Origin of the sequence: Aeribacillus sp. FSL K6-2833, from assembly GCF_037965815.1 — a bacterium.
Taxonomy (GTDB): domain Bacteria; phylum Bacillota; class Bacilli; order Bacillales; family Aeribacillaceae; genus Aeribacillus; species Aeribacillus composti.
The window spans coordinates 1,346,558-1,370,204 of the sequence record NZ_CP150189.1; the positions used below are offsets into that span (position 1 = coordinate 1,346,558).

Consider the following 23,647-nt stretch of genomic DNA (forward strand, 5'->3'; position numbering starts at 1 on the left):
ACTCGCTTTTTCTTATTACATGATGCAGCGATCTGACATAAATCCTTTTGCGAAAAACGTCACGTTCACATAAAGGAATTTTGTGAAGTGGGCTGTTTGCTTTAAAAGCAAGGGAAGTGTACTGGCTCAATCAAGCGAAAATTTATGTATAAACTTATTTAATTCGACATACATATTTATTACAAAAACGCTGTTTATGTTTGTTAGAGGAGAATTTTGCTTGAAATCGAAAACTTTATTCATAATAAGAAGAACTTTGAAAAAACACATAATTTTTCACTTTTTTTAAAAAAGGAAAAGGATTCTCTGTAAAGTTGTCGAAAATATCTTGTAGATCAAACAATGTATAATTTTGTAAAGAGGATTGGGAGGAGTGCGTGTGGAAAAAATTAAAGTATGTATCGTTGATGATAATCGAGAGCTTGTTGCCCTTTTGGATGAATATTTATCCAGCCAGGAGGATATGGAAGTAATCGGCGTTGCTTACAATGGTCAGGAATGTTTAAATATTTTGAATGAAAAAAGCCCGGACGTCCTTGTTTTGGATATCATTATGCCCCATTTAGATGGATTAGCAGTACTGCAAAAGCTCAAGGAGCTAAACAAAGCGAAAAAGCCGAACGTAATCATGTTAACTGCTTTTGGCCAGGAGGATGTAACGAAAAAAGCGGTCGACCTAGGGGCTGCTTATTTTATTTTAAAACCGTTCGATATGGAACAGCTGGCTGGAAATATTCGTCAAGTGAGTGGAAAGCCTTCGCCTCTAATGAAAAATATATCTTTACATAAATCTGGCTCTGCTGTTTCTGAAAATAAAAATGACAATCTAGACGCTAGTATTACAAGCATTATTCATGAAATCGGGGTTCCTGCGCACATCAAAGGATATTTATATTTAAGAGAAGCGATTTCCATGGTTTATAATGATATCGAGCTGTTAGGATCGATTACAAAAGTGCTTTATCCAGATATTGCGAAAAAATTTAACACAACGGCAAGCCGTGTGGAACGTGCTATCCGCCATGCTATTGAAGTAGCATGGAGCCGCGGCAACATTGAATCTATCTCATCGCTGTTTGGCTACACAGTCAGCATGTCAAAAGCCAAACCGACGAACTCGGAATTTATTGCAATGGTGGCAGATAAATTGAGATTGGAGCATAAGGCCTCCTGAAAAAAAAGTAACCGCTGAGCCTAACGGCGGTTACTTTTTTTCTGAAAACGCGGCTGAACTCGATTGCGTTTTCTATCTCTATGCAAAATAAATCCTCCTATAAAGAACAATCCTGCTAGGAAAAATAATAAACCCATTAAAAATTGCAGCCATAAGTAAGGAAACGGGGGCTGTAAAATGCCAAAAAGCATGTCTCTCATTAATTTAATTCCGTAAACCGCCAGGATCCCTGGAATCACCATAATCAACAATGCAATAAGCCTTATCATTTGACTTTATATCCCTTTCTGTTAAAATAGAGCGAATCAATTTCATTTTTACGATCATATTACAATTTGTCAATACAAATAAACATGTTATGATGAAGATATGCCATTTTATTAACGATGAATGGACAAGGAGCATACGTCTTTTCTATATAAATATTTTTAAAAATCGGTTTTTTAGCATACATAGAAGAGATGAAGGAAGGAGAGTTTCATGGCCAAAGAATATGATGTAGTGATTTTAGGAGGAGGAACGGCAGGATATGTTACAGCGATCCGGGCATCCCAGCTCGGAATGAAAACAGCTATTGTTGAAAAATCAAAGCTTGGAGGGACCTGTTTGCATTCGGGCTGCATCCCGAGCAAAGTTTTATTGCGAAGCGCTGAAATATTTGCTCAATCAAAAAAAAGCAGCGACTTTGGAATCGAGCTGTCCAATGTTCAAGTCAATTTTGATAAAGTGCAGGAGCGGAAGGAAAAGATAGTTTCTCAACTTTATCAAGGGGTCAGGCAATTAGTCAAAAAGGGAAAGATCGATGTGTTTCATGGCATCGGACGAATTTTAGGTGCGTCCATCTTTTCTCCGCAGCCAGGAACAGTTTCTGTAGAGATGGAAAACGGGGAGGAAAACCAAATTTTACTTCCGAAATACGTTATTATTGCAACTGGATCGCGCCCTCGTGAATTGCCTGGATTAACGATTGACGGCGAGACTATTTTGACGTCAGATGAAGCATTGCAATTACAACGCCTTCCTTCATCTATGATCATTGTGGGCGGCGGAGTGATTGGAATGGAATGGGCATCTATGCTCTCTGATTTCGGAGTTGAAGTCACGATCCTTGAAATGGCGGATCGAATTTTGCCGTCAGAAGATATTGAAATAAGTAAAGAAATGGAACGGCTAATGAGGAAAAAAGGAGTCCGCATTTTTACGAATATATCGATTTTGCCTGAAAAAACAGAAATACAAAACGGAATCACAGTGTTCATCGAACAGGATGGACAAGAAATCAGTTTGCACAGTGAAAAACTGCTGTTGTCAATAGGGAGAAAAGGGAATACAGAAGGAATTGGATTGGAAAATACCGAAATTGAAATCCATAATGGCTATATTGTGACAAACGAGTTTTATCAAACAAAGGAATCAAACATCTATGCAGTCGGTGATGTCATCGGCGGTCTTCAGCTTGCCCATGTCGCATCGCAAGAAGGAATACGCGCCGTAGAACATATTGCAGGAGAGAATGTTTTGCCAATTGACTACAAAAAAGTCCCTAAATGTATTTATTCGAATCCTGCAGCTGCAAGTATCGGTTTAACAGAACAAGAAGCGAGGGAAAAAGGCTATTCCGTCAAAATCGGAAAATTTCCTTTTCAAGGAGTTGGAAAAGCGCTCATTTATGGAGAGCCGCAAGGGTTTGTCAAAGTTGTCGCAGATGAAAAGACCGATGATCTTTTAGGAATTCATATTATCGGACCAAATGCAACAGAGCTGATTTCTGAAGGAAGTTTAGCAAGCTTTCTCGATGCAAGCTCATGGGAACTCTCCCGTACGATTCATGCCCATCCAACATTGTCAGAAGGGATAATGGAAGCGGCTCTTGCGGTAAATGGCAAAGCAATACATATATAAGCTAGGGAGGTCTTGTCATGCCCAAAAATCGCCATCAGTCTTTAGGTTTAACGGATCAGGACGTATTAAACATGTATGAAACGATGCTTCTTGCAAGAAAAGTAGACGAACGGATGTGGCTTTTAAACCGAGCGGGAAAAATCCCATTTGTCATCTCATGTCAAGGGCATGAAGGCGCTCAAGTTGGTGCAGCCTTTGCCTTGGACAAAACAAAGGATTATATTTTGCCTTACTACCGTGATGTAGGCGTTGTCCTGCACTTTGGAATGACCGTGAAAGAATTAATGCTGTCAGCATTTGCAAAAGCGGAAGACCCGAATTCCGGGGGCAGGCAAATGCCAGGACATTTCGGCCAAAAGAAAAATCGGATTGTAACTGGTTCATCCCCTGTTACAACTCAAGTTCCTCATGCAGCTGGAATCGCCTTAGCAGGAAAAATCGATAAAAAGGATTTTGTCACATTTGTTTCCTTTGGGGAAGGATCATCGAACCAAGGAGATTTTCATGAAGGGGCGAATTTTGCTGGAGTACATAAATTACCTGTCATTTTGATGTGTGAAAATAACCAATACGCCATCAGCGTTCCGATTCAAAAGCAATTAGCTTGCGAAAAAGTGTCAGACAGAGCAGCAGGGTACGGCATGCACGGGTTGACTGTAGATGGAAACGATCCTCTTGAAGTGTATAAAGTTGTGAAGGAAGCGAGAGAAAGAGCTGTCCGAGGAGAGGGACCGACATTGGTTGAAACGCTTGTGCATCGCCTTACACCCCATTCGAGCGATGATGATGATCGGAGCTACCGGACAAGAGAGGAAATCGAAGAAGCTAAGAAAAAAGATCCGATTTATACGTTTGCATCCTATTTAAAAGAAATTGGATTGTTAACAGAGGAATTGGAACAAAATATGCAGACGAAAATTGCAAGCATAATCGATGAAGCAACTGATTATGCAGAAAATGCGCCTTATGCGGCTCCGGAACATGCACTGAAACATGTGTATGGAAACTGAAGGAGGAAAAAAGATGCCAATTATGTCATATATCGAAGCAGTTACAGCTGCACTTCGTGAGGAAATGGAGCGAGATGAAAAAGTATTTCTACTAGGAGAAGATGTCGGGAAAAAAGGAGGAGTTTTTAAAGCGACTCAAGGGTTATATGAACAATTTGGAGAAGAGAGAGTAATCGATGCTCCCCTTGCTGAATCTGCTATCGCTGGCGTTGGAATAGGAGCGGCCATGTACGGAATGCGCCCTGTTTGTGAAATACAATTTGCTGATTTTATTATGCCGGCTGTCAATCAAATTATTTCAGAAGCAGCGAAAATACGGTATCGCTCCAACAATGACTGGAACTGTCCGATTACGATTCGGGCGCCGTTTGGCGGAGGAGTGCACGGTGCTTTATACCATTCTCAGTCTGTTGAAGCGGTATTTGCCAACCAGCCCGGTTTGAAAATTGTCATACCTTCTACGCCGTATGACGTAAAAGGATTATTAAAAGCAGCGATACGCGATGATGATCCTGTCTTATTTTTTGAACATAAGCGGGCATACAGGCTCATTAAAGGGGAAGTTCCGGCAGATGATTATGTTTTGCCGATTGGAAAGGCGGATGTCAAGCTGGAAGGGGATGACATTACCGTTATTACATATGGATTGTGCGTTCATTTTGCTCTGCAGGCAGCTGAACGATTAGAAAAAGATGGAATTTCTGTCCACCTTTTAGATTTAAGAACGGTATATCCGCTTGATCAGGAGGCTATTATTGAGGCAGCTTCAAAAACCGGCAAGGTGCTTCTCGTGACTGAGGATAATAAAGAAGGCAGTGTAATGAGCGAGGTATCCGCCATTATTGCAGAGCATTGTTTGTTTGATCTTGATGCACCAATTAAACGGCTTGCAGGCCCGGATGTACCTGCGATGCCATTTGCACCGACAATGGAAAAATTTTTTATGATGAATGCAGAAAAAATTGAAAAAGCGATGAGAGAATTGGCAGAGTTTTAAAAGTTGACCCTAATCTCAAGGAGGAATCAACGTGCTAATCGAAGAAATGAAAATGCCTCAATTAGGAGAAAGCGTGACAGAAGGAACAATCAGCAAGTGGCTCGTCTCCATCGGCGATAAGGTCAACAAATACGATCCCATTGCAGAAGTTATGACGGATAAAGTGAATGCAGAAGTTCCTTCATCATATACAGGTGTAATTAAAGAGCTTTTAGCTGAGGAGGGAGATACTCTCCAAGTTGGCGAAGTTATTTGCAGAATTGAAGTGGAGGCTGTGGCGGTTGAACAAGAAAAAAACATTCAGCCAAAAGACAGTCTTTATGCTAATGACCATCAGCCGGCTGAAAAAGAAGAAACGGAAAAGAAGACTATGAAAAACAGGTATTCTCCGGCAGTGCTCCGGCTAGCTCAAGAACATGATATTGATTTAGAAAAAGTCAACGGAACGGGAGCTTTCGGAAGAATTACCCGAAAAGATGTGTTGAAGCTGATTGAAGCAGGTAATATACCGAAAAAGGGCTCCTTGATCCAAGAAACGAAATCCTATAAATCACCTAAAACAGCCGGTGATACTGAAATTCCTGTTTCTGGGGTGCGCAAAGCCATTGCTCAAAATATGGCGCGAAGCAAAACAGAAATTCCCCATGCTTGGATGATGATTGAGGTCGATGTAACTGGGTTAGTTGAATTAAGAAATTCGATCAAGGAAGAATTTAAAGCAAAAGAAGGTTTTCCTTTAACATTTTTCCCGTTTTTTGTGAAAAGCGTTGCAGAAGCGTTGAAAGAATATCCGCAAATGAATTCGACTTGGGCGGGGGATAAAATTATTCAAAAGAAAGACATTAATATTTCGATCGCTGTTGCAACAGATGATGCGCTTTATGTACCAGTTATTAAACATGCTGATGAAAAATCCATTAAAGGAATTGCTCGAGAAATTAACGAGCTTGCTTTAAAGGTTAGAACGGGAACGATTGAAGCGAAGGAAATGGAAGGCGGTACATTTACCGTTAACAACACAGGTTCATTCGGCTCTATTCAATCAATGGGAATTATTAACTATCCACAAGCGGCTTTGCTGCAAGTAGAAACGATTGTGAAAAGATTAGTTGTCATGAAAAACGGAATGATCGCCGTGCGCGATATGGTGAATCTCTGCCTTTCTCTCGATCATAGAGTATTAGATGGGGTTGTATGCGGAAGATTTTTGCAAAGAGTAAAACAAATATTAGAAGGTATTTCGAAAGAAACGACATCCGTATATTAGTCCTTTGAGTTATTAGAAATAATGCTTAAGCAGAATTGGTTAACATTTGCTTCAAAGATTGCTGTTATTGTAAGATAACAATATAATGGTGAAAAAAAGGGAAAGGGGTGCGAATGAATGAGCATCGATTTTAATTTCTTCATGAACGACATAGTTCGCCAAGCGCGTGAGGAAATCGTTGCCGCTGGCTATACGGAATTGAAAACACCGGAAGAAGTGGATGAAGCTTTAACGAAAAAAGGAACCACTTTAGTAATGGTTAATTCTGTTTGCGGCTGTGCAGGCGGAATCGCAAGACCGGCTGCATATCATGCGCTCCATTATGATAAACGTCCTGATCAATTAGTGACTGTATTTGCAGGTCAAGATAAAGAAGCTACGGAACGAGCTAGATCTTATTTTACCGGTTATCCGCCGTCTTCTCCATCTTTTGCGCTGCTCAAGGATGGAAAGCTCGTTACCATGATTGAACGCCATGAAATCGAAGGACATGAGCCGATGTCTGTTGTCCAAAAATTGCAAGAGGCATTCGAGCAATATTGTGACGAAGTATAAAAAGAAAAGGCTGCCATTTTTAGATGTGGCGCCTTTTTTATTTCGAAAAGAGAATAGGCAAATGATGGTGATGAGTAATGAGAAAATTTAAAATCGGTTATCGTACGTTAAAAACAGCGATAGGTGCTCCTCTATCGATATTTTTAGCACAGCTGATGGATTTAAACCATTTTGTTTCCACCGGCATCATCGCGATTCTTTGTATTCAAGTAACAAAAAAGAAATCATTGAAAAGCGCTTGGTCCAGGTTTTTTGCTTGTATAACGGGAATGATGTTTTCTTTTCTTTTTTTTGAAATTTTTGGTTACCATCCAATTGTCATTGGATTTCTGTTGCTTTTTTTCATACCGACAATGGTGCTTTTTAAAACGACAGAAGGCATTGTAACGAGCGCTGTTATTATTTTGCACTTATATGAAGCAGGTCAAATAACGCTGGATATTGTTCAAAACGAACTTTTGATTATTGTGACAGGGATCGGAGTAGCGCTCTTAATGAATCTGTATATGCCGAGCCTGGAAAATGACCTTAATGTTTATCGAAAAGAAGTAGAAAAAAACTTTGCGGTTATTTTTGAAAAAATTGTAGCTTTTTTAAGAGAAGGCGACTATACATGGGATGGAAAAGAAATTCCTGAGACAGCCGATCTCATTGAAAAAGGGAAAGGATTGGCGCTCCGAAATGTAGAAAATCGTTTGCTAAGACATGAAGACCAATATTATGCATATTTTAAAATGAGAGAAAAACAATTTGAAATCATTGAACGAGTGCTGCCGACGTTCACGATGATCACCGCAAACGTAGAACAAGCGCACCTTATTGCACAGTTTATTGATGAGTTAAAAGACAACATTCATTCCGGAAATACAGCAAAGAAATTTTTAAAAAAGCTAGATGACATCAAAAAAGAGATGGAAAGGGCACCGCTTCCGAAAACAAGAAAGGAATTTGAAACGAGAGCAAGGCTTTATCATTTTTTATATGAAATGGAGCAATATTTAATTATTAAAAGCCAGTTTAAAGGTCTTGCCGACGCCAAAAAAGGAAAAGGATGAAGCGCTTGTCATTGAGCACAATAAAACGAGAGATCGTGTCAATGCTTTTTTCGTACATATGTTTAGAAGAAACGCCTTTACGAGCTGCACTTTTCAAAATACAAACAGAAGAATTGGACCGTGTCTGCTGAAAATAATGGCTAAGAATGTTCACCATATCGGTTCGCATGATCTGAAAATATTCGTGAACAGCAATGGAATAAATCAGCGTGATCTGTAAAAAAATTCGCGGCAACGATGCCAAAAGTCCGCAGCGGACGAGATTAATTTTGCGAAAATGAATGTGCGGAATTCATGGACTTTATCGGAAAATATGTAACAAAAGGTTGGATGAGGACGAGCAATCGAGAGGAGGAAGCACCGATTTGAAAGAAATTGTTTTTCACCAAACAGCCTATGTGGTGTAAAAAGTGCATGTTGAATTTTTAAAGCCACATAGTGATGCCTGTTAAAATTGAGGTGATCAGCAATGAACCTAACATAATATAAACAACCCACTTTTGCATTTTTTTGCTTGTCATCATGATTCCCTCCACATACATGATTTATAAAACATTGTACAACGATTTTTTAGAGGGGACAACCTTCACCGACAGCTTCTTTTTGATTTCACAAGCGGAATCAAAATCGGTTACACTAAACATGAATACATAATTAGGAGGAAAGCAAAATGGTTCAGGAAAACCGGCTAGTGAATGAATTTTTAGAACTCGTGAAAATTGATTCAGAAACAAAATTTGAACGGGAAATAGCAAATGTATTAAAGCAAAAATTTACCGAGCTTGGACTACAAGTAATAGAAGACGAATCAATTGAAAAAACAGGACATGGAGCAGGAAATTTAATTTGTACGCTAGAGGCGACGAAAGAAGGCGTTGATACGATTTATTTTACCTCTCATATGGATACGGTTGTACCTGGAAAAGGGGTAAAACCTTCTATACAAAACGGATATATTGTGACGGACGGAACAACGATTTTAGGCGCTGATGATAAAGCGGGCCTTGCCGCAATGCTGGAAGCGGTGCGTGTATTAAAAGAAAATAACATTCCTCACGGGAAAATCGAGTTTGTCATTACGGTTGGAGAAGAATCAGGTTTAATTGGGGCAAAAGCGCTTGATTCAAAACTGATTACTGCGCAATACGGGTATGCATTGGACAGTGACGGAAAAGTTGGAGACATTATTGTTTCGGCGCCGACACATGCAAAAATTAAAGCGACGATTCACGGAAAAACCGCTCATGCCGGGGTTGCGCCAGAAAAAGGAATTTCCGCTATTACGGTTGCAGCAAAAGCAGTTGCCAATATGCCTTTAGGTCGAATCGATGAAGAAACAACGGCAAATATCGGCCGTTTTGAAGGGGGAACGCAAACAAATATCGTATGCGACCGCGTTGATATTTTAGCTGAAGCGCGTTCACTTGTACCTGAAAAATTGGAGCAGCAAGTACAAAAAATGAAGGAAGCTTTTGAAACAGCTGCTGCCGAAATGGGGGCAAAAGCAGAAGTGGATATTAACGTAATGTATCCCGGATTTACGTTTACCGATGAAGATAAGGTCGTTCAAATTGCTAAAAAAGCTATCAAAACAATCGGCAGAGAGAGCAGATTGTTAAAAAGCGGGGGCGGAAGCGATGCGAATATTATCGCTGGCTTCGGTATTCCGACTGTTAATCTTGCTGTTGGTTATGAGGAAATTCATACAACAAATGAAAAAATGCCGATTGAGGAGCTTGTCAAAACAGCAGAATTAGTAGTCGCCATTATAAAAGAGGTAGCGAACCAATAGAGCTTTAAAAATTTGAAGCCGGAAGCTCGTCACTCAGCAAACGATCCGATGTGCCAGGCCTTAGGCTTCTATAATAAGAATTGACAGCTCCAAAACATCTGCAAGACCTCTGATAGTTTTTACAACCTCCGGCTTCTATAATAAGAATTGACAGCCGTTCCGCTCTTCCAGCGTCGTGTTGGAAGAGCATCTTTTTTTATCTTTTTTTATTGATATTTTTCTAGTACTGAGAAAAACTCTTTAGCAAATTGATAAAACACTTTAACGGACGGGGCCAGCTCGTAATTTTTCGATATAATAATGCCGACATTTCTGCTTACACGAGGCATTTCAATCGGAATTTTTACCGTAAAACGAGGCATTGTTTCATAAAAAGTGCTTTCAGGCAGCAATGTTACGCCAATTTCTGCCGATACGAGCCCTTTGATGGCATCTAAATCTTCCCCTTCCGATGAAATAATTGGGGAAAATCCAGCCTGTTGACACGCTTCATGCACGATTTTATGCAGAATATAACCTTCTGGAAACGTCACAAACGGTTCATTACGCAATTCAGTCAGCACTAAGCTTTTTTTGTGCGCAAGCGGATGATTGTGCGGCAAAAGGGCTGCAAAGGATTCCGTAAATAAAATATCCCCTTTCACATCGTTGTCATCCGTCGGAATAGGGCCGAGAAAAGCTAAATCGATTTCTCTTTTTTTGACGGCTTCAATTAAATATTTATAAGAACCTTGTCGCAAATGAAAGGAAACGTTCGGGTGTTTTGCTTTAAAAGCGGAAATAACAGTCGGCATTGTATGGCTTGCCAAGCTCGTCGGAAAGCCGATTTTAACTGTTCCTCTTTCCGGATCCAAAAATTCTTCAATTTGCTGTTTGGCGTGTTCAATCGCTTTTAAAGCCGTCTCGACATGGGGCAAAAAATGACGTCCAATTGGAGTAAGCTTAACATTCCTTCCTTCCCTTTCAAAAAGCTCCACTCCGAGCTCCGCCTCTAAATTTGCTATTTGCCTGCTGATAGCCGACTGTGCGACATGAAGGGCTTCAGCAGCTTCTGAAACATGCTCCCGCTTTGCAACCTCCCAAAAATATATAAGCTGTCTCAGTTCCATTTGACTCACCCCCAAGCAATTTATATCAAAATGAGATTATTATTATCTAAATTATATATTGTTAATATTATTTTTGAAAACTACAATTATACATACAGACTTATCGGCATGAGAATGGGGGAGAAGAGATGAAACAGATAGGATTACCAAAGGCACAAGGTCTCTATCGTCCTGAATTTGAACATGATGCATGCGGGATCGGTTTATATGCTCATCTGAAGGGGAGACCTTCTCATGATATTGTCAAAAAAGGCCTTCACATGCTTTGTCAATTGGAGCACCGCGGCGGACAAGGAAGCGATCCGAAAACTGGAGACGGTGCAGGCATTATGGTTCAAATTCCGCACAATTATTTTAAAGTTGCTTGCGGACGAATGAACCTTCCAGAAAAAGGACGATATGGAGTCGGAATGGTCTTTTTGCCGAGTCGTGAACATGATCGGATACATTATGAAACAGAAATCAATAAAATCATTGAAAAAGAAGGACAAATATTATTAGGTTGGAGAACTGTGCCGGTAAATTCTGAAAAGATCGGTTGGCTTGCAAAAGAGAGCAAACCTTTCATCAGACAAGTATTTATTGGGGCGAGCGATGATATTCAAGACGAGCTTACTTTTGAGAGAAAGCTGTATGTTATTCGGAAACAAGCAGAACGTCTTGTTCAAAATAATGAATTTTATTTTGCAAGTTTATCAAGCCGGACAATTGTTTATAAAGGTCTCTTGACGCCTGAACAATTAGATGAATTTTATGTAGACTTGCAGGACGAGAGATTTCAATCAGCTTTTGCTCTAGTCCACTCCCGATTCAGCACCAATACGTTCCCAAGCTGGGAAAGAGCGCATCCAAACAGATATTTAATCCATAATGGCGAGATCAACACATTGCGCGGCAATGTGAATTGGATGGCTGCAAGGGAAAAGCTGTTTGTTTCAGACGTTTTCGGGGATGATTTGACAAAAATCACACCTATTTTAGATATGAACGGAAGCGATTCATCCATTTTAGACAACGCTTTTGAATTTTTTGTGCTGGCAGGGAAAAAGCTGGCGCACGCGGCGATGATGCTTATTCCTGAACCGTGGTTTTGGGATGATGAAATGGATGATGATAAGAAAGCATTTTATGAGTTTCACAGCTGTTTTATGGAGCCGTGGGACGGTCCAACGGCCATCTCGTTTACAGACGGAAAGCAGATCGGAGCTATTTTGGACCGCAATGGACTTAGACCAGCCCGCTACTATGTGACGAAAGATGATTACATTATTTTCTCATCAGAAGTCGGTGTGATTGATGTTGAACCGGAAAATGTGCTTTATAAAGACCGGCTGAGTCCAGGAAAAATGCTGTTGATTGACTTGGAAGAAGGAAGAATCATTTCTGATCAGGAAATCAAAGAAGAAATCGCCAAAGAAAAACCATATCGCCAGTGGATCAATGATCAGATGATTTCTATTTTCGACATCAATGTCCCTGAAGATGTTGAAAAGGTTGACGATCTAACCAAACTCCAAAAAGCGTTTGGTTATACGTATGAAGATGTTGAAAAAACAATTGCAGCAATGGTGATCGATGGAAAAGATCCGATCGGTGCAATGGGAAATGATACTCCTCTTGCAGTGCTGTCAGATCGCCCGCAAAGCTTGTTTAATTATTTTAAACAATTGTTTGCCCAAGTAACGAATCCTCCGATTGATGCGATTCGTGAATCGATCGTCACTTCTACGATGACACTGTTAGGAAAGGAAGGAAATATTCTCGATCCTGATCCATCAGCAGCACGACGCATTCGCTTAGAATCTCCAATTCTTTCGAATGAAGAACTCGCTGCTTTGAAAAATAATCCGTATCCTGAATTTAAATGCGTCACTTTGCCGGCTTTGTTTAAAGATGATTTGAAAAATGCATTAGATCAGCTCTTTCAAGCTGCTGATGAAGCGGTGGAAAACGGCGCCACACTTCTAGTTTTATCAGATCGCGGAGTAAATGAAGAATATGCAGCAATTCCAGCACTGCTTGCCGGAAGCGCTCTGCATCAATATATGGTGAAAAAAGGAACCCGCACGAAAGCAAGCATTATTGTTGAATGCGGAGAAGCGAGAGAAGTGCACCATTTTGCGGCTCTAATAGGATATGGTGTAGATGCGGTCAATCCTTATTTAGCTTTAGAAACAGTGCGAAATGCTGTTCAAAAGGGAACGATTCCATATTCATATAAAGAAGCAGTAAAAAGATTTAAAAAAGCGGTGACAGACGGGGTCGTCAAAGTCATGTCAAAAATGGGAATTTCTACGATTCAAAGCTACCGCGGAGCCCAAATTTTTGAAGCGGTCGGCATTGGAGAAGAAGTTATCGAGGAATACTTCACTGGAACAGCCTCGCAAATTGGAGGAATCGGATTAAAAGAAATTGAAAAAGAAGCGAAAATGCGTCATGCTCAAGGATTTAAAACAACTTATCGAGATGAAACGCTCGATCCAGGCAGCGAATTTCAATGGAGAAGAAACGGAGAACACCATGCATTCAATCCGAAAACGATCCATACGCTGCAATGGGCATGCCGGAAAAACGATTATAAGTTATTTAAAGAATACTCGAAGATGGCCAATGAAGAGCAAGTGACGTTTTTGCGCAACTTGTTTGAATTCAATGAATCTAGAAAACCGATTCCTATTGAAGAAGTTGAGCCGGTGGAATCGATCGTACGCCGCTTTAAAACAGGAGCAATGTCCTTCGGTTCCTTAAGCAAGGAAGCGCATGAAGCATTGGCGGTTGCGATGAACCGCATCGGTGGAAAAAGCAACAGCGGTGAAGGTGGAGAAGATCCGAACCGCTATGTTCCAGATGAAAATGGAGATTTGAAGCGAAGCGCCATAAAACAAGTAGCTTCCGGCCGCTTCGGCGTGAAAATCCATTATTTAGTCAATGCTGACGAGCTGCAAATTAAAATGGCTCAAGGAGCAAAGCCAGGTGAGGGCGGACAGCTGCCAAGCAAAAAGGTGTATCCTTGGATCGGAAAAGTTCGCGGCTCTACACCGGGTGTGGAATTGATTTCACCGCCTCCGCACCATGACATATATTCAATTGAAGACTTGGCGCAGCTTATTCATGATTTGAAAAACGCGAATAGAGATGCCCGAATCAGCGTCAAGCTTGTTTCAAAAGCTGGAGTAGGAACGATTGCTGCTGGAGTTGCGAAAGGTGCAGCGGACGTTATTACAATCAGCGGCTATGACGGCGGTACCGGGGCATCTCCAAAGACGAGCATTAAGCATGCCGGACTTCCGTGGGAGCTCGGCCTTAGTGAAACACATCAGACGCTTATGCTCAACGGATTGCGTGACCGAGTCGTTCTTGAAACAGACGGCAAGCTGATGACAGGCCGTGATGTTGTGATGGCGGCATTGTTCGGGGCAGAAGAATTTGGTTTTGCAACCGCTCCTCTAGTCGTTCTAGGATGTGTCATGATGCGTGTATGTCATCTTGATACATGTCCAGTCGGAGTGGCAACGCAAAATCCTGAACTTCGTGAAAAATTTATGGGCAAGCCAGAGCATGTTGTTAATTTCATGTATTTCATCGCGCAGGAAGTTCGCGAAATCATGGCAAGCCTCGGATTCCGAACTATTGATGAAATGGTTGGAAGAGTAGATGTATTGAAGGTTAGCGACCGTGCAAAAAAACATTGGAAAGCAAAGCATCTTGACCTATCCCGCTTGCTTTATCAAGTGGAGGGTCCGCGAACATTTGCACGTCCGCAAAACCATAAAATCGACCAGTCATTAGACGTGAACGAAGTATTGCCGAAAGTTGAAGAGGCAATTAAACGGAAAGAAAAAGTTGAACTCCATTTGAACATTAAAAATGTGAACCGCGTCGTTGGAACCATTACAGGCAGCGAAATTGCAAAACAATATGGCGAAGAGGGGCTGCCGGAAGATACGATCAATCTTCATTTCTACGGCTCAGCAGGTCAAAGCTTTGCTGCGTTTGTACCGAAAGGAATGACGATGACGCTTACTGGCGACGCCAATGATTACATTGGAAAAGGCTTATCCGGCGGAAAAGTAATTGTCCGTCACCCGAAAGAAGCATCTTTTGCATCAAGTGACAATGTCATTATTGGAAATGTGGCGTTCTACGGTGCAACGAGCGGTGAAGCATATATTCAAGGGCGAGCCGGCGAAAGATTTTGTGTAAGAAACAGCGGTGTGAATGCTGTTGTTGAAGGTGTCGGCGATCACGGTTGTGAATATATGACCGGAGGACGTGTTGTCATTCTCGGATCTGTCGGCAAAAACTTTGCAGCTGGTATGTCCGGAGGCATTGCTTACGTATTGGCGGATGATCAGGAGAAATTCAAACGAACAGCCAATAAGGAATTAGTGTTATTTGAATCTCTTGAAGATGAAGAAGAAATCCGCACTGTATATGACATGATTTCGAAGCATTTCCAATATACAGAAAGTCCAAAGGCCCGGCATATATTAGATCACTGGGAAGAGTATGTCGGAAGATTTATTAAAGTGATACCTAGAAACTACAAATTAATGATCAGCACGATTGAAAAAATGGAAAATTCAGGTCTTACGAAAGAAGAAGCTGTACTTGCAGCATTTGAAGCGGTTGCGAATGAGAAAACAACCGCCGGTGAACCATTCGCTTTACAGGCTGTTGCAAATTAACCTCATTGCACACCTAGTGAATGGATGAAAAGGAGGGGGAGACTCGTGGGAAAAGCAACAGGTTTTATGGAGTATGTACGCGAAGAAGAGAAAAAACGTGATCCGCTTTCCCGCCTTGATGATTGGAAGGAATATTCATTCCCGTTTTCAAATGAAACACTTGCCAGACAAGGTGCCCGCTGCATGGACTGCGGGACTCCTTTCTGTCATATGGGAATGGAGATCAACGGCTTAACATCAGGTTGTCCGATTCATAATTTAATCCCTGAATGGAATGATCTTGTTTATAGAGGTAGATGGAAGGAAGCGCTGGACCGTCTTTTAAAAACAAATAATTTTCCTGAATTTACCGGAAGGGTTTGCCCTGCACCGTGTGAAGGATCTTGTACGGTTGCGATTTCAGATCCTGCTGTTGCCATTAAAGGCATCGAGCGCGCAATAATCGATAAGGGCTTTGACGAAGGATGGGTTCAGCCGAGAATTCCTGAAAAGCGCACAGGTAAAAAAGTCGCTATTGTTGGGTCAGGTCCTGCCGGTCTGGCATGTGCGGATCAATTGAACCAAGCGGGACATTCCGTTACGGTTTATGAGCGGGCTGATCGAATCGGCGGGTTATTAATGTACGGTATTCCGAATATGAAGCTTGAGAAGGAAATTGTTGAAAGAAGAGTGCGTCTTTTAGAAGAAGAAGGAATTACGTTTATAACTAATACGGAAGTAGGCAAAGACATCACCGCTGATGAGCTTCGCTCCCAATATGATGCTGTTGTTTTATGCACAGGAGCGCAAAAGCAGCGTGATCTTGTGATTGAAGGAAGAGAATTAAACGGCGTGCACTTTGCGATGGATTATTTAACAGAAACGACGAAAAGCCTGCTCAATTCTAATTTTGCAGACAAAAAGTTTATTGATGCAAAAGATAAGCATGTCATCGTCATTGGCGGCGGTGATACAGGTGCTGACTGTGTAGCGACAGCATTGCGGCAAAAGTGTAAAAGCGTTGTGCAATTTGGTAAACATCCAGCCTTGCCGAAGGAGCGGGCGGAAGGCAATCCATGGCCTCAAGCTCCGCTGGTCTTTACGTTAGATTATGCATATGAGGAAGCCAAAAGCAAATTCGGACAGGATCCTCGTCAATTTTGCATCCAAACAAAGAAAATTGTCGGCGATGAAAATGGCAATGTAAAAGAATTGCATACGATTCAAATGGAAAAATCATTTGATGAAAACGGCAATGCGGTGTTTAAAGAAATACCCGGCACAGAAAAAGTATGGCCGTGCGATTTAGTCTTTATCGCAATCGGCTTTGAAGGGCCGGAACAGCCTGTTCTGAAGCAATTTGGCGTTGAAACGGTAAACAGGAAAGTGAACGCTCCGTACGGCAAATTTACAACAAATGTAGAAGGCGTATTTGCCGCAGGTGACGCAAGAAGAGGACAGAGCTTGATTGTCTGGGCGATTCATGAGGGAAGAGGTGCCGCAAGGGAAGTGGATCGCTTCTTAATGGGAGCGACGAATTTACCTTAAAATTATATTTTGAAATCCCGGGGCTGTCTAGAAAGTCCAATCGCCATTGAAAATAAAAAATCATAAACACCGATATATCAACGTTTCTAAAACATTCATGGGGGCGTCAATAAGCCGTAAAAACGACTTATTAGACACCCCCTTTCCTTTATTTTTAAAGCATTTGCATAGCAGGCAGCAAGAAATGCCAGCTTCATTCAGCTCTGTCCGCCCATTCAAAAGAACAAGGGAGCCTCTTTTATTTATGTATGGTACAATGATATTGGGTGATGTGTATGAGCCGCGTTATTTTGCATATTGATATGAATAGTTTTTACGCATCTGTTGAGGCTGCCTTTGATCCGTCGTTAAAAGGGCTGCCGCTTGCGATAGCCGGCAACCCGGAGGAGAGGAAAGGAATTGTTGTGACTTGCAGCTATGAAGCTAGAGCGTTTGGGGTAAAGACGACCATGCCAGTATGGGAGGCAAAGAAGCTTTGCCCGAATTTAATTGTCAAAAAGCCCCGTTTTGATCGTTATCGAAAAGCATCGAAAGCAATGTTTGCGATTTTATGTTCATACACACCGATTGTAGAGCCGGTTTCTATAGACGAAGGATATATGGATGTCACAGACGTCGCAAGACATCCGCTCGATCTGGCAAAAGAAATTCAACAGCGGCTTCTTGATGAGCTGGAGCTGCCGTCCAGCATCGGAATTGCCCCGAATAAATTTTTGGCTAAAACAGCTTCTGATATGAAAAAGCCTTTAGGCATAACGGTTTTAAGGAAGAGGGATATTAAAGAGAAATTGTGGCCTCTTGATGTAGAAGAGATGCATGGCGTAGGGGCGAAAACAGCTGAAAAATTAAAGAAGATCGGAATTCGGACAATCGGTGACCTTGCAAGAGGGAACGACGTTCAACTAGAAAAAATAATTGGCATTAATGGATTAAGGTTAAAAGAAAAAGCAAACGGCATTGACCATCGCCCGGTTGATCCATCGTCCGTTTATGATTTTAAAAGCGTCGGAAATCAGATGACGCTGCCCGAAGATGCAACAAATGAAGAAGAGTTAAAGAATGCCCTGAAAAGTTTGGCGAAATCGGTAAGTCTCCGATTGAAGAAAAAAGAGGCGGTAGCGACAAAAGTTGCAGTGATGCTTCGCTATAAAGACCGGACGACTGTAACAAAAAGTATGAAATTAGAAAACCCAACCGATGATGAAAGAACAATTTTCCAGCATGCTTTGATTGTTTTTCAAAAGCTGTGGAAAAACGAGCCTGTGCGCCTGCTCGGCATAACAGGGCAGGATGTGATGCACAAAAAAAATGCTTTTAAACAGCTTGATCTATTTACTTTTGAAGAAGAAGCGAAAAATGAACCGCTCCATCAGGCGATAGAAAAATTGTCTGAAAAATATGGAGAAGGAATTATCAAAAAAGGACTGAGCATGCATAAAGAGATTGATTCTTTCGGCTCGAGCTTCGGGAAAGATTTTTTCTTTAAATAAGTTTTTTAAGCCTGTACTTTGTATATGGCTTTGACTTGAAAACAATCTATTAATTATGGTATTTTCAGTTCTGTAGAATAGTTATTCGAAATAGAAAGGGACGTATTCATATGTCAAAACAGCAAATAGGTGTTATCGGATTAGCAGTAATGGGAAAAAATTTAGCATTGAATATTGAAAGCAGAGGCTACAGCGTTTCTGTCTACAACCGTTCTTCAGAAAAAACAGACGAAATGCTAAAAGAAGCAGCAGGAAAAAAAATCGTCGGAACGTATAGTATAGAGGAATTTGTCAATTCTCTTGAAAAGCCTCGAAAAATTTTACTGATGGTTAAAGCGGGTGCTGCGACTGATGCAACTATTGAACAGCTTCTTCCATATCTCGATGAAGGAGATATTTTAATTGACGGCGGAAATACATATTATAAAGATACTCAACGCCGCAGCAAACAGCTCGCTGAACGCGGCATCCATTTCATTGGCACAGGGGTTTCCGGCGGAGAAGAAGGAGCTTTAAAAGGCCCTTCCATCATGCCGGGAGGACAAAAAGAGGCTCATGAGCTGGTGCGTCCAATTTTTGAAGCGATCGCCGCTAAGGTGAATGGTGAGCCGTGCACCACCTACATTGGTCCAGACGGAGCAGGACATTACGTAAAAATGGTGCATAACGGCATTGAATACGGAGATATGCAATTAATTTCCGAAGCTTACTTCATTTTAAAACATGTTCTTGGGTTAAATGCTCAAGAGCTTCATGAAGTGTTCGCTGAATGGAATAAAGGAGAGCTTGACAGCTATTTAATTGAAATTACAGCAGATATTTTCACAAAAATCGATGAAGAAACAGGAAAACCGCTTGTCGATGTCATTCTTGACACCGCCGGGCAAAAAGGAACAGGAAAATGGACAAGCCAAGACGCGCTCGATTTAGGAATCCCTCTTCCGATCATTACTGAATCGGTATTTGCCCGTTTTATTTCCGCCATGAAGGAAGAGCGTGTTAAAGCAAGCAAACTGTTGAGCGGACCGAATGTACGGCCTTATGAAGGAAGCAAGGAAGAACTCATTGAAGCCGTTCGCAAAGCGCTGTACATGAGCAAAATTTGTTCTTATGCTCAAGGGTTTGCGCAAATGAAAGCAGCAAGCGAAGAGTATAATTGGAATTTAAAATACGGCGATATTGCCATGATCTTCCGCGGCGGCTGCATCATCCGCGCAGCGTTTTTGCAAAAAATCAAAGACGCTTACGATCGCGACCCTGATCTTCCAAACCTACTGTTGGACCCTTATTTTAAAGAAATTGTTGAAAGCTATCAAGGAGCTTTACGACAAGTTATTGCGATTGCCATCGAAAGAGGAATTCCAGTGCCGTGCTTCTCTGCCGCTCTTGCTTATTATGACAGCTACCGCACTGAAACATTGCCGGCAAACTTAATTCAAGCACAGCGCGATTATTTCGGCGCTCATACGTATCAGCGCGTTGACAAAGAAGGCATCTTCCATACAGATTGGCTGAATAAATAACGATAAAAAGCATCGGTTTTAACCGATGCTTTTTCATTTCGCCTGATTTTCCTTTCTCGTGAGCACCGTTCTGCTATTTTTCATTTTGAAAAAGGAAAATACAAAATTTTTCTTGATAAAAATTTCAACATAAATTACTATAAATTCAAATAAAGGTTATATATTCCATTAAGATATAAAACTAGACTTATAATTCATTTGCTAAAAAGCGAGATGAGTGATAAAAATGATCCAATGGATAAAGGATAATAAATTTTCCAGCTATGTATTGTTTTTTATTGCTTTTACATTGTCGTTCATTTCGATCATTCTGTCCATCTATATATCGATGGGCTCAGAGGCGGAAAATATTCCAATCGTGCTGAAAAAAGAAGGGGCGCCGGCTTATGCAATTTTCGGAATTGTCCTCGTGTTTATTATATTATCAGTCATAATGCAATTATTTGTAGGAGCTTCCATTACTCATTTTTTCGTAAAATTTCTATTTAGAATTCCTTTACAATTTTCTTTATTTTATAGAGTTTATCTTATTTTCACTTCTTTTTTAGCGCTATCGATTATTTGGCAATTGTTTATGTTCCGAGATACTTCGAATATTTTTTTCATTGTAGCCAATCCGTTTTTACTCTCAGGTCTTTTTGCTCTTTTTATTCTATTGAAAAGAATGGCGAATTTAAGCTGGAAAAAGCCGCTCCTTTTCACCATTTTTTCTTTATTCGTCTATTTGGCTTTTACATTTTTAGGAGGTTGCGTATTTGATGAAGAATACATTATGTGACGTGATCTTTTCTAATATGGCATCAGGATGAAGTTATGCAGTTTATTATAAAGGGTGCACTAAAAGCGGCTTTTAAAATTTAGTACTCTTAAAATATCACATGATTCATCCTTATTCACGAGAAAACCGATCTAAACTTGTGTAAGCGAGTATGATAAGACATGTATTTAAAATTATGCTATTTATTAACGAATAAAATCATCAAAGTATTTATAAACAGGCTTTTTTATTTAAGCGATGGAATTGGATTGAAGTCTAATATTTTTAATCCGATCCTTCAAATACTGAAAAGATATGCTGTTTTTGTATGTTTGGCTGCTTATATATTCTGGTTTGTACTTGCGGTCTTATTCCAAATCTTGTTTCACCATATTTCCTTGCCCATAAAAACATTGAATTTATTGATTATCTTATATATTTTGCAGCTGTGTATAATTCAGGCTGGAAGCGGTGTTAGCGATGAAATTCGCAATTTTGCAATTGAAAGCAGATTTTCAGCAGACATAAAGAAGAAATTGATCATCACTAATGAATTTTTAGGCTTCTTTTTAATATGGCTGTTTCTTTTGCTCGTGTCATTGCCTTTTTTTATCGTACAGACATATTACAACTCCTATGCAGGCTTTGTTTTTCTTCTGCAAATCTTTTCATTTTTGTTCTTCTATGGGTTTGTGCTGGCATTTATAAAATTTTTATTATTTGTGTTCAAGCGAAGCTACCCCTTTGGAAGCAATCGGTTCATTATTTCTTTCATTTATTTGCTTCTCTGTTTATTCATCAATGGAAAAAAAGAAGATCTTGAATTTTTTGTTGGTTCTGCCGTTCGTTATTTTATTCACGGAGATTTTGCGGATTTTGTAATAAAATTTGTCCCTACCGAAGTCAATTTATATGAGTTGAGAATACATGGATGGCTGTTTTGGCTGGGCATTGTTTTAATAGGAATTTGCTTGTTTTTCTTTCATAAAGCCTGCGATTATTTATTCATTGAAAAGCAAATAATACGATCTTTTTCTAAATACCATTTGCCTAAAAAGAAGTCATTATATATTTTTTTCAATTATATAAGATCAAACGGGATCATCAACAGCCATTTTTTCGTGACGTATACATTAACTGTTCTGCTGTTTCTATTTGTCGAATCTCTTCCTTTAAAGGTGAATGATATATCCCTTTTTACAGTTTTTCTATTTATTTCTCTATTCATGAATCATAATCATTCGAATATCATTTTGCTTTGTAAAAGACATAAACTTTCGATCATTCAAACGTCTGTTATGTTTTCGTATATTTTATGGGTTCAATACTTCATTGTGGTGATTTTACTAATTTTTGCGAAGTTGATATCTGCTGATCTGGCAGCATTATCCTTTATTTTATTAGGATTTGCCTTTATATTTTCCAGTCTAATCATTTATTGTACGTTTATTTATCAATTTGAAAAATATTTTATTGACGAAAAAGCGTTTGAAAAATTAGGCGGGATTTTAATCGTTCTCTTTTTTGCCTTCGTTGCTGCTATAAAATCCTTGCTGCGTCTAATAGGTTTAAACAATTTATTTTTAGGAGAAATGCTAAGTCTCATTTGTGTTTGTACAATTTTATTTTTAATTTTTCATAAAATCGATCGAATAAGAGGCTTCTTTTATGAGCGATTTCATTGATTTTTGAATGATGGCGTGCTTGGAATTTACCTAAACAATCGGCTTCTACGAAAATTTATTGATAAAACGCACCATTTTTGTCGCATTATTCACTATGCTAATTTTTACTGCTTTTTCAACAGCGATCGGTCATGGACAGCTTATCAACATTTCGCTTCATTTTATATAGGCTGGGAAGACAGCGGTCGCGTTGGCTTGCAGTCAGCTTCAATTAAGAATCAACAATGGGATTATGTTGTCTCCTCTTTAAATATAGAGGGAAATGTTAAAAATTAACATAAAGTAGGGTTGAAAAAGATGATTCAAGTTGCGGATTTAAAAAAGTCGTATCGGGCGAAAATGGAAATATTAAAAGGAGTTCAATTTACATTAGAACCAAATAATATCTATTGTCTATTAGGGAGGAATGGTGCGGGAAAAACGACATTGATGAAAATTTTGTCTGGCATTCTAGCTTATGATTCCGGCACGATTATAATAAAAGATAACAAAAAGCTTAATGAGCTTGTTCATTATGTTTCAGAGAAGCCAATTTTTCTAGATTTTTTATCTGGCTTTGACAACTTAGATTTTATTCAAAAAATCTATCATTTGAATATGTCAAAAGATGAATTGGAAAGGTTTTGTGAAGAACAAGGAATTCAGTCGTTTATCCACGAACTGGTCATCAATTATTCGCATGGAATGAAGCACCAGCTGGCTTTAGCCGTTGCTTTTTTAATAAAACCGAAGGTATTGCTGTTGGATGAGCCGCTAGTATCTTTAGACCCGATTAACATTGCTGAAACTTATAAGAAGCTCGTTTCTTATGCCAGAAGGGGAAATATTGTTCTTCTTTCCACGCATATGATCCCGATCGCCCATAAATTGGCTGATGAAATATTATTGCTGAAAAACGGGAAAATTCATCAAGTTGCCAATCAATACAGCGAAAGCGAATTGGAAGATTATGTGTTAAATCAAATATAAAAATATTTTTGCTAGATGCTTTAGCCATTTCAAAATCGATGCCGTTAATTATGCTGTCGTGCTTAAAACATCAATTATTGTCAAGACCGAAAAAATCACCGATTTATCATTCTCCAGAAAGATCTCATTGATCCTTTTATTGGGAGC

The 23,647-nt window shown here is 40.0% G+C and carries 18 protein-coding genes; 15 read left to right on the forward strand and 3 right to left on the reverse strand.

Annotation, left to right across the window (positions count from 1 at the left end; genetic code table 11):
• Positions 1 to 379: 379 nt before the first annotated feature.
• Positions 380 to 1,174, forward strand: coding sequence for a sporulation transcription factor Spo0A (gene spo0A, locus NSQ94_RS06695; RefSeq protein ID WP_063388135.1), 795 nt, complete (start codon positions 380 to 382; stop codon positions 1,172 to 1,174).
• Between the two features lie 20 nt (positions 1,175 to 1,194).
• On the opposite strand, the gene NSQ94_RS06700 is transcribed toward spo0A, so the two are convergent.
• Positions 1,195 to 1,443: a DUF2627 domain-containing protein gene (locus tag NSQ94_RS06700; protein ID WP_063388136.1), complete on the reverse strand. Its 249-nt coding sequence runs from the start codon at positions 1,441 to 1,443 to the stop codon at positions 1,195 to 1,197.
• A 211-nt stretch (positions 1,444 to 1,654) separates the two neighbouring features.
• Here NSQ94_RS06700 and lpdA point away from each other — a divergent pair, with 211 nt between their 5' ends.
• The 6 genes from lpdA to NSQ94_RS06730 all read left to right on the forward strand — a co-directional run bounded on the left by lpdA (position 1,655) and on the right by NSQ94_RS06730 (position 7,960).
• A complete protein-coding gene (gene lpdA, locus NSQ94_RS06705) occupies positions 1,655 to 3,076 on the forward strand; it encodes a dihydrolipoyl dehydrogenase (RefSeq protein WP_339230409.1) in 1,422 nt (473 codons plus the stop codon).
• A gap of 17 nt (positions 3,077 to 3,093) precedes the next feature.
• Entirely contained in the window at positions 3,094 to 4,086 is a 993-nt protein-coding gene (locus NSQ94_RS06710) for a thiamine pyrophosphate-dependent dehydrogenase E1 component subunit alpha (protein ID WP_339230411.1), read from the forward strand.
• Positions 4,087 to 4,099: 13 nt separating this feature from the next.
• Complete coding sequence (locus tag NSQ94_RS06715) at positions 4,100 to 5,083, forward strand: alpha-ketoacid dehydrogenase subunit beta (RefSeq protein ID WP_063388139.1); 984 nt, start codon at positions 4,100 to 4,102, stop codon at positions 5,081 to 5,083.
• Between the two features lie 31 nt (positions 5,084 to 5,114).
• Positions 5,115 to 6,350, forward strand: coding sequence for a dihydrolipoamide acetyltransferase family protein (locus tag NSQ94_RS06720; RefSeq protein ID WP_063388140.1), 1,236 nt, complete (start codon positions 5,115 to 5,117; stop codon positions 6,348 to 6,350).
• A 117-nt stretch (positions 6,351 to 6,467) separates the two neighbouring features.
• Positions 6,468 to 6,905: a BrxA/BrxB family bacilliredoxin gene (locus NSQ94_RS06725; protein ID WP_063388141.1), complete on the forward strand. Its 438-nt coding sequence runs from the start codon at positions 6,468 to 6,470 to the stop codon at positions 6,903 to 6,905.
• A gap of 77 nt (positions 6,906 to 6,982) precedes the next feature.
• Positions 6,983 to 7,960, forward strand: coding sequence for an aromatic acid exporter family protein (locus NSQ94_RS06730; protein ID WP_339230413.1), 978 nt, complete (start codon positions 6,983 to 6,985; stop codon positions 7,958 to 7,960).
• A gap of 425 nt (positions 7,961 to 8,385) precedes the next feature.
• On the opposite strand, the gene prli42 is transcribed toward NSQ94_RS06730, so the two are convergent.
• Positions 8,386 to 8,484 carry a stressosome-associated protein Prli42 gene (gene prli42, locus NSQ94_RS06735; RefSeq protein WP_232515568.1) on the reverse strand — a complete coding sequence of 33 codons (99 nt, stop codon included), beginning with the start codon at positions 8,482 to 8,484 and terminating at the stop codon, positions 8,386 to 8,388.
• Between the two features lie 146 nt (positions 8,485 to 8,630).
• Here prli42 and NSQ94_RS06740 point away from each other — a divergent pair, with 146 nt between their 5' ends.
• Positions 8,631 to 9,752 (forward strand): tripeptidase T, encoded by a 1,122-nt coding sequence (locus tag NSQ94_RS06740; protein WP_063388143.1) that lies wholly within the window; start codon positions 8,631 to 8,633, stop codon positions 9,750 to 9,752.
• Between the two features lie 206 nt (positions 9,753 to 9,958).
• Here the strand turns inward: NSQ94_RS06740 and NSQ94_RS06745 are convergent, their stop codons facing one another.
• Positions 9,959 to 10,861: a LysR family transcriptional regulator gene (locus NSQ94_RS06745; protein WP_063388144.1), complete on the reverse strand. Its 903-nt coding sequence runs from the start codon at positions 10,859 to 10,861 to the stop codon at positions 9,959 to 9,961.
• Between the two features lie 128 nt (positions 10,862 to 10,989).
• Between NSQ94_RS06745 and gltB the strand changes: the two genes are divergently transcribed.
• The 7 genes from gltB (at position 10,990) to NSQ94_RS06780 (ending at position 23,500) form a co-directional block, all read left to right on the forward strand.
• Entirely contained in the window at positions 10,990 to 15,549 is a 4,560-nt protein-coding gene (gene gltB / locus NSQ94_RS06750; RefSeq protein WP_339230415.1) for a glutamate synthase large subunit, read from the forward strand.
• A gap of 45 nt (positions 15,550 to 15,594) precedes the next feature.
• Positions 15,595 to 17,076, forward strand: coding sequence for a glutamate synthase subunit beta (locus NSQ94_RS06755; RefSeq protein WP_063388146.1), 1,482 nt, complete (start codon positions 15,595 to 15,597; stop codon positions 17,074 to 17,076).
• Positions 17,077 to 17,342: 266 nt separating this feature from the next.
• Positions 17,343 to 18,566, forward strand: a complete 1,224-nt coding sequence (locus NSQ94_RS06760) for a DNA polymerase IV (RefSeq protein ID WP_261308722.1) — start codon at positions 17,343 to 17,345, stop codon at positions 18,564 to 18,566.
• Between the two features lie 110 nt (positions 18,567 to 18,676).
• The gene (gene gndA / locus NSQ94_RS06765) at positions 18,677 to 20,089 is read left to right on the forward strand and encodes an NADP-dependent phosphogluconate dehydrogenase (protein WP_063388147.1); all 1,413 of its coding nucleotides are present in this window, start codon (positions 18,677 to 18,679) and stop codon (positions 20,087 to 20,089) included.
• A gap of 226 nt (positions 20,090 to 20,315) precedes the next feature.
• Positions 20,316 to 20,867 carry a hypothetical protein gene (locus tag NSQ94_RS06770; RefSeq protein ID WP_327859088.1) on the forward strand — a complete coding sequence of 184 codons (552 nt, stop codon included), beginning with the start codon at positions 20,316 to 20,318 and terminating at the stop codon, positions 20,865 to 20,867.
• 161 nt (positions 20,868 to 21,028) lie between these two features.
• Positions 21,029 to 22,531 carry a hypothetical protein gene (locus NSQ94_RS06775; protein WP_327859087.1) on the forward strand — a complete coding sequence of 501 codons (1,503 nt, stop codon included), beginning with the start codon at positions 21,029 to 21,031 and terminating at the stop codon, positions 22,529 to 22,531.
• A 297-nt stretch (positions 22,532 to 22,828) separates the two neighbouring features.
• Positions 22,829 to 23,500, forward strand: coding sequence for an ABC transporter ATP-binding protein (locus tag NSQ94_RS06780; RefSeq protein ID WP_327859086.1), 672 nt, complete (start codon positions 22,829 to 22,831; stop codon positions 23,498 to 23,500).
• Positions 23,501 to 23,647 lie beyond the last annotated feature (147 nt).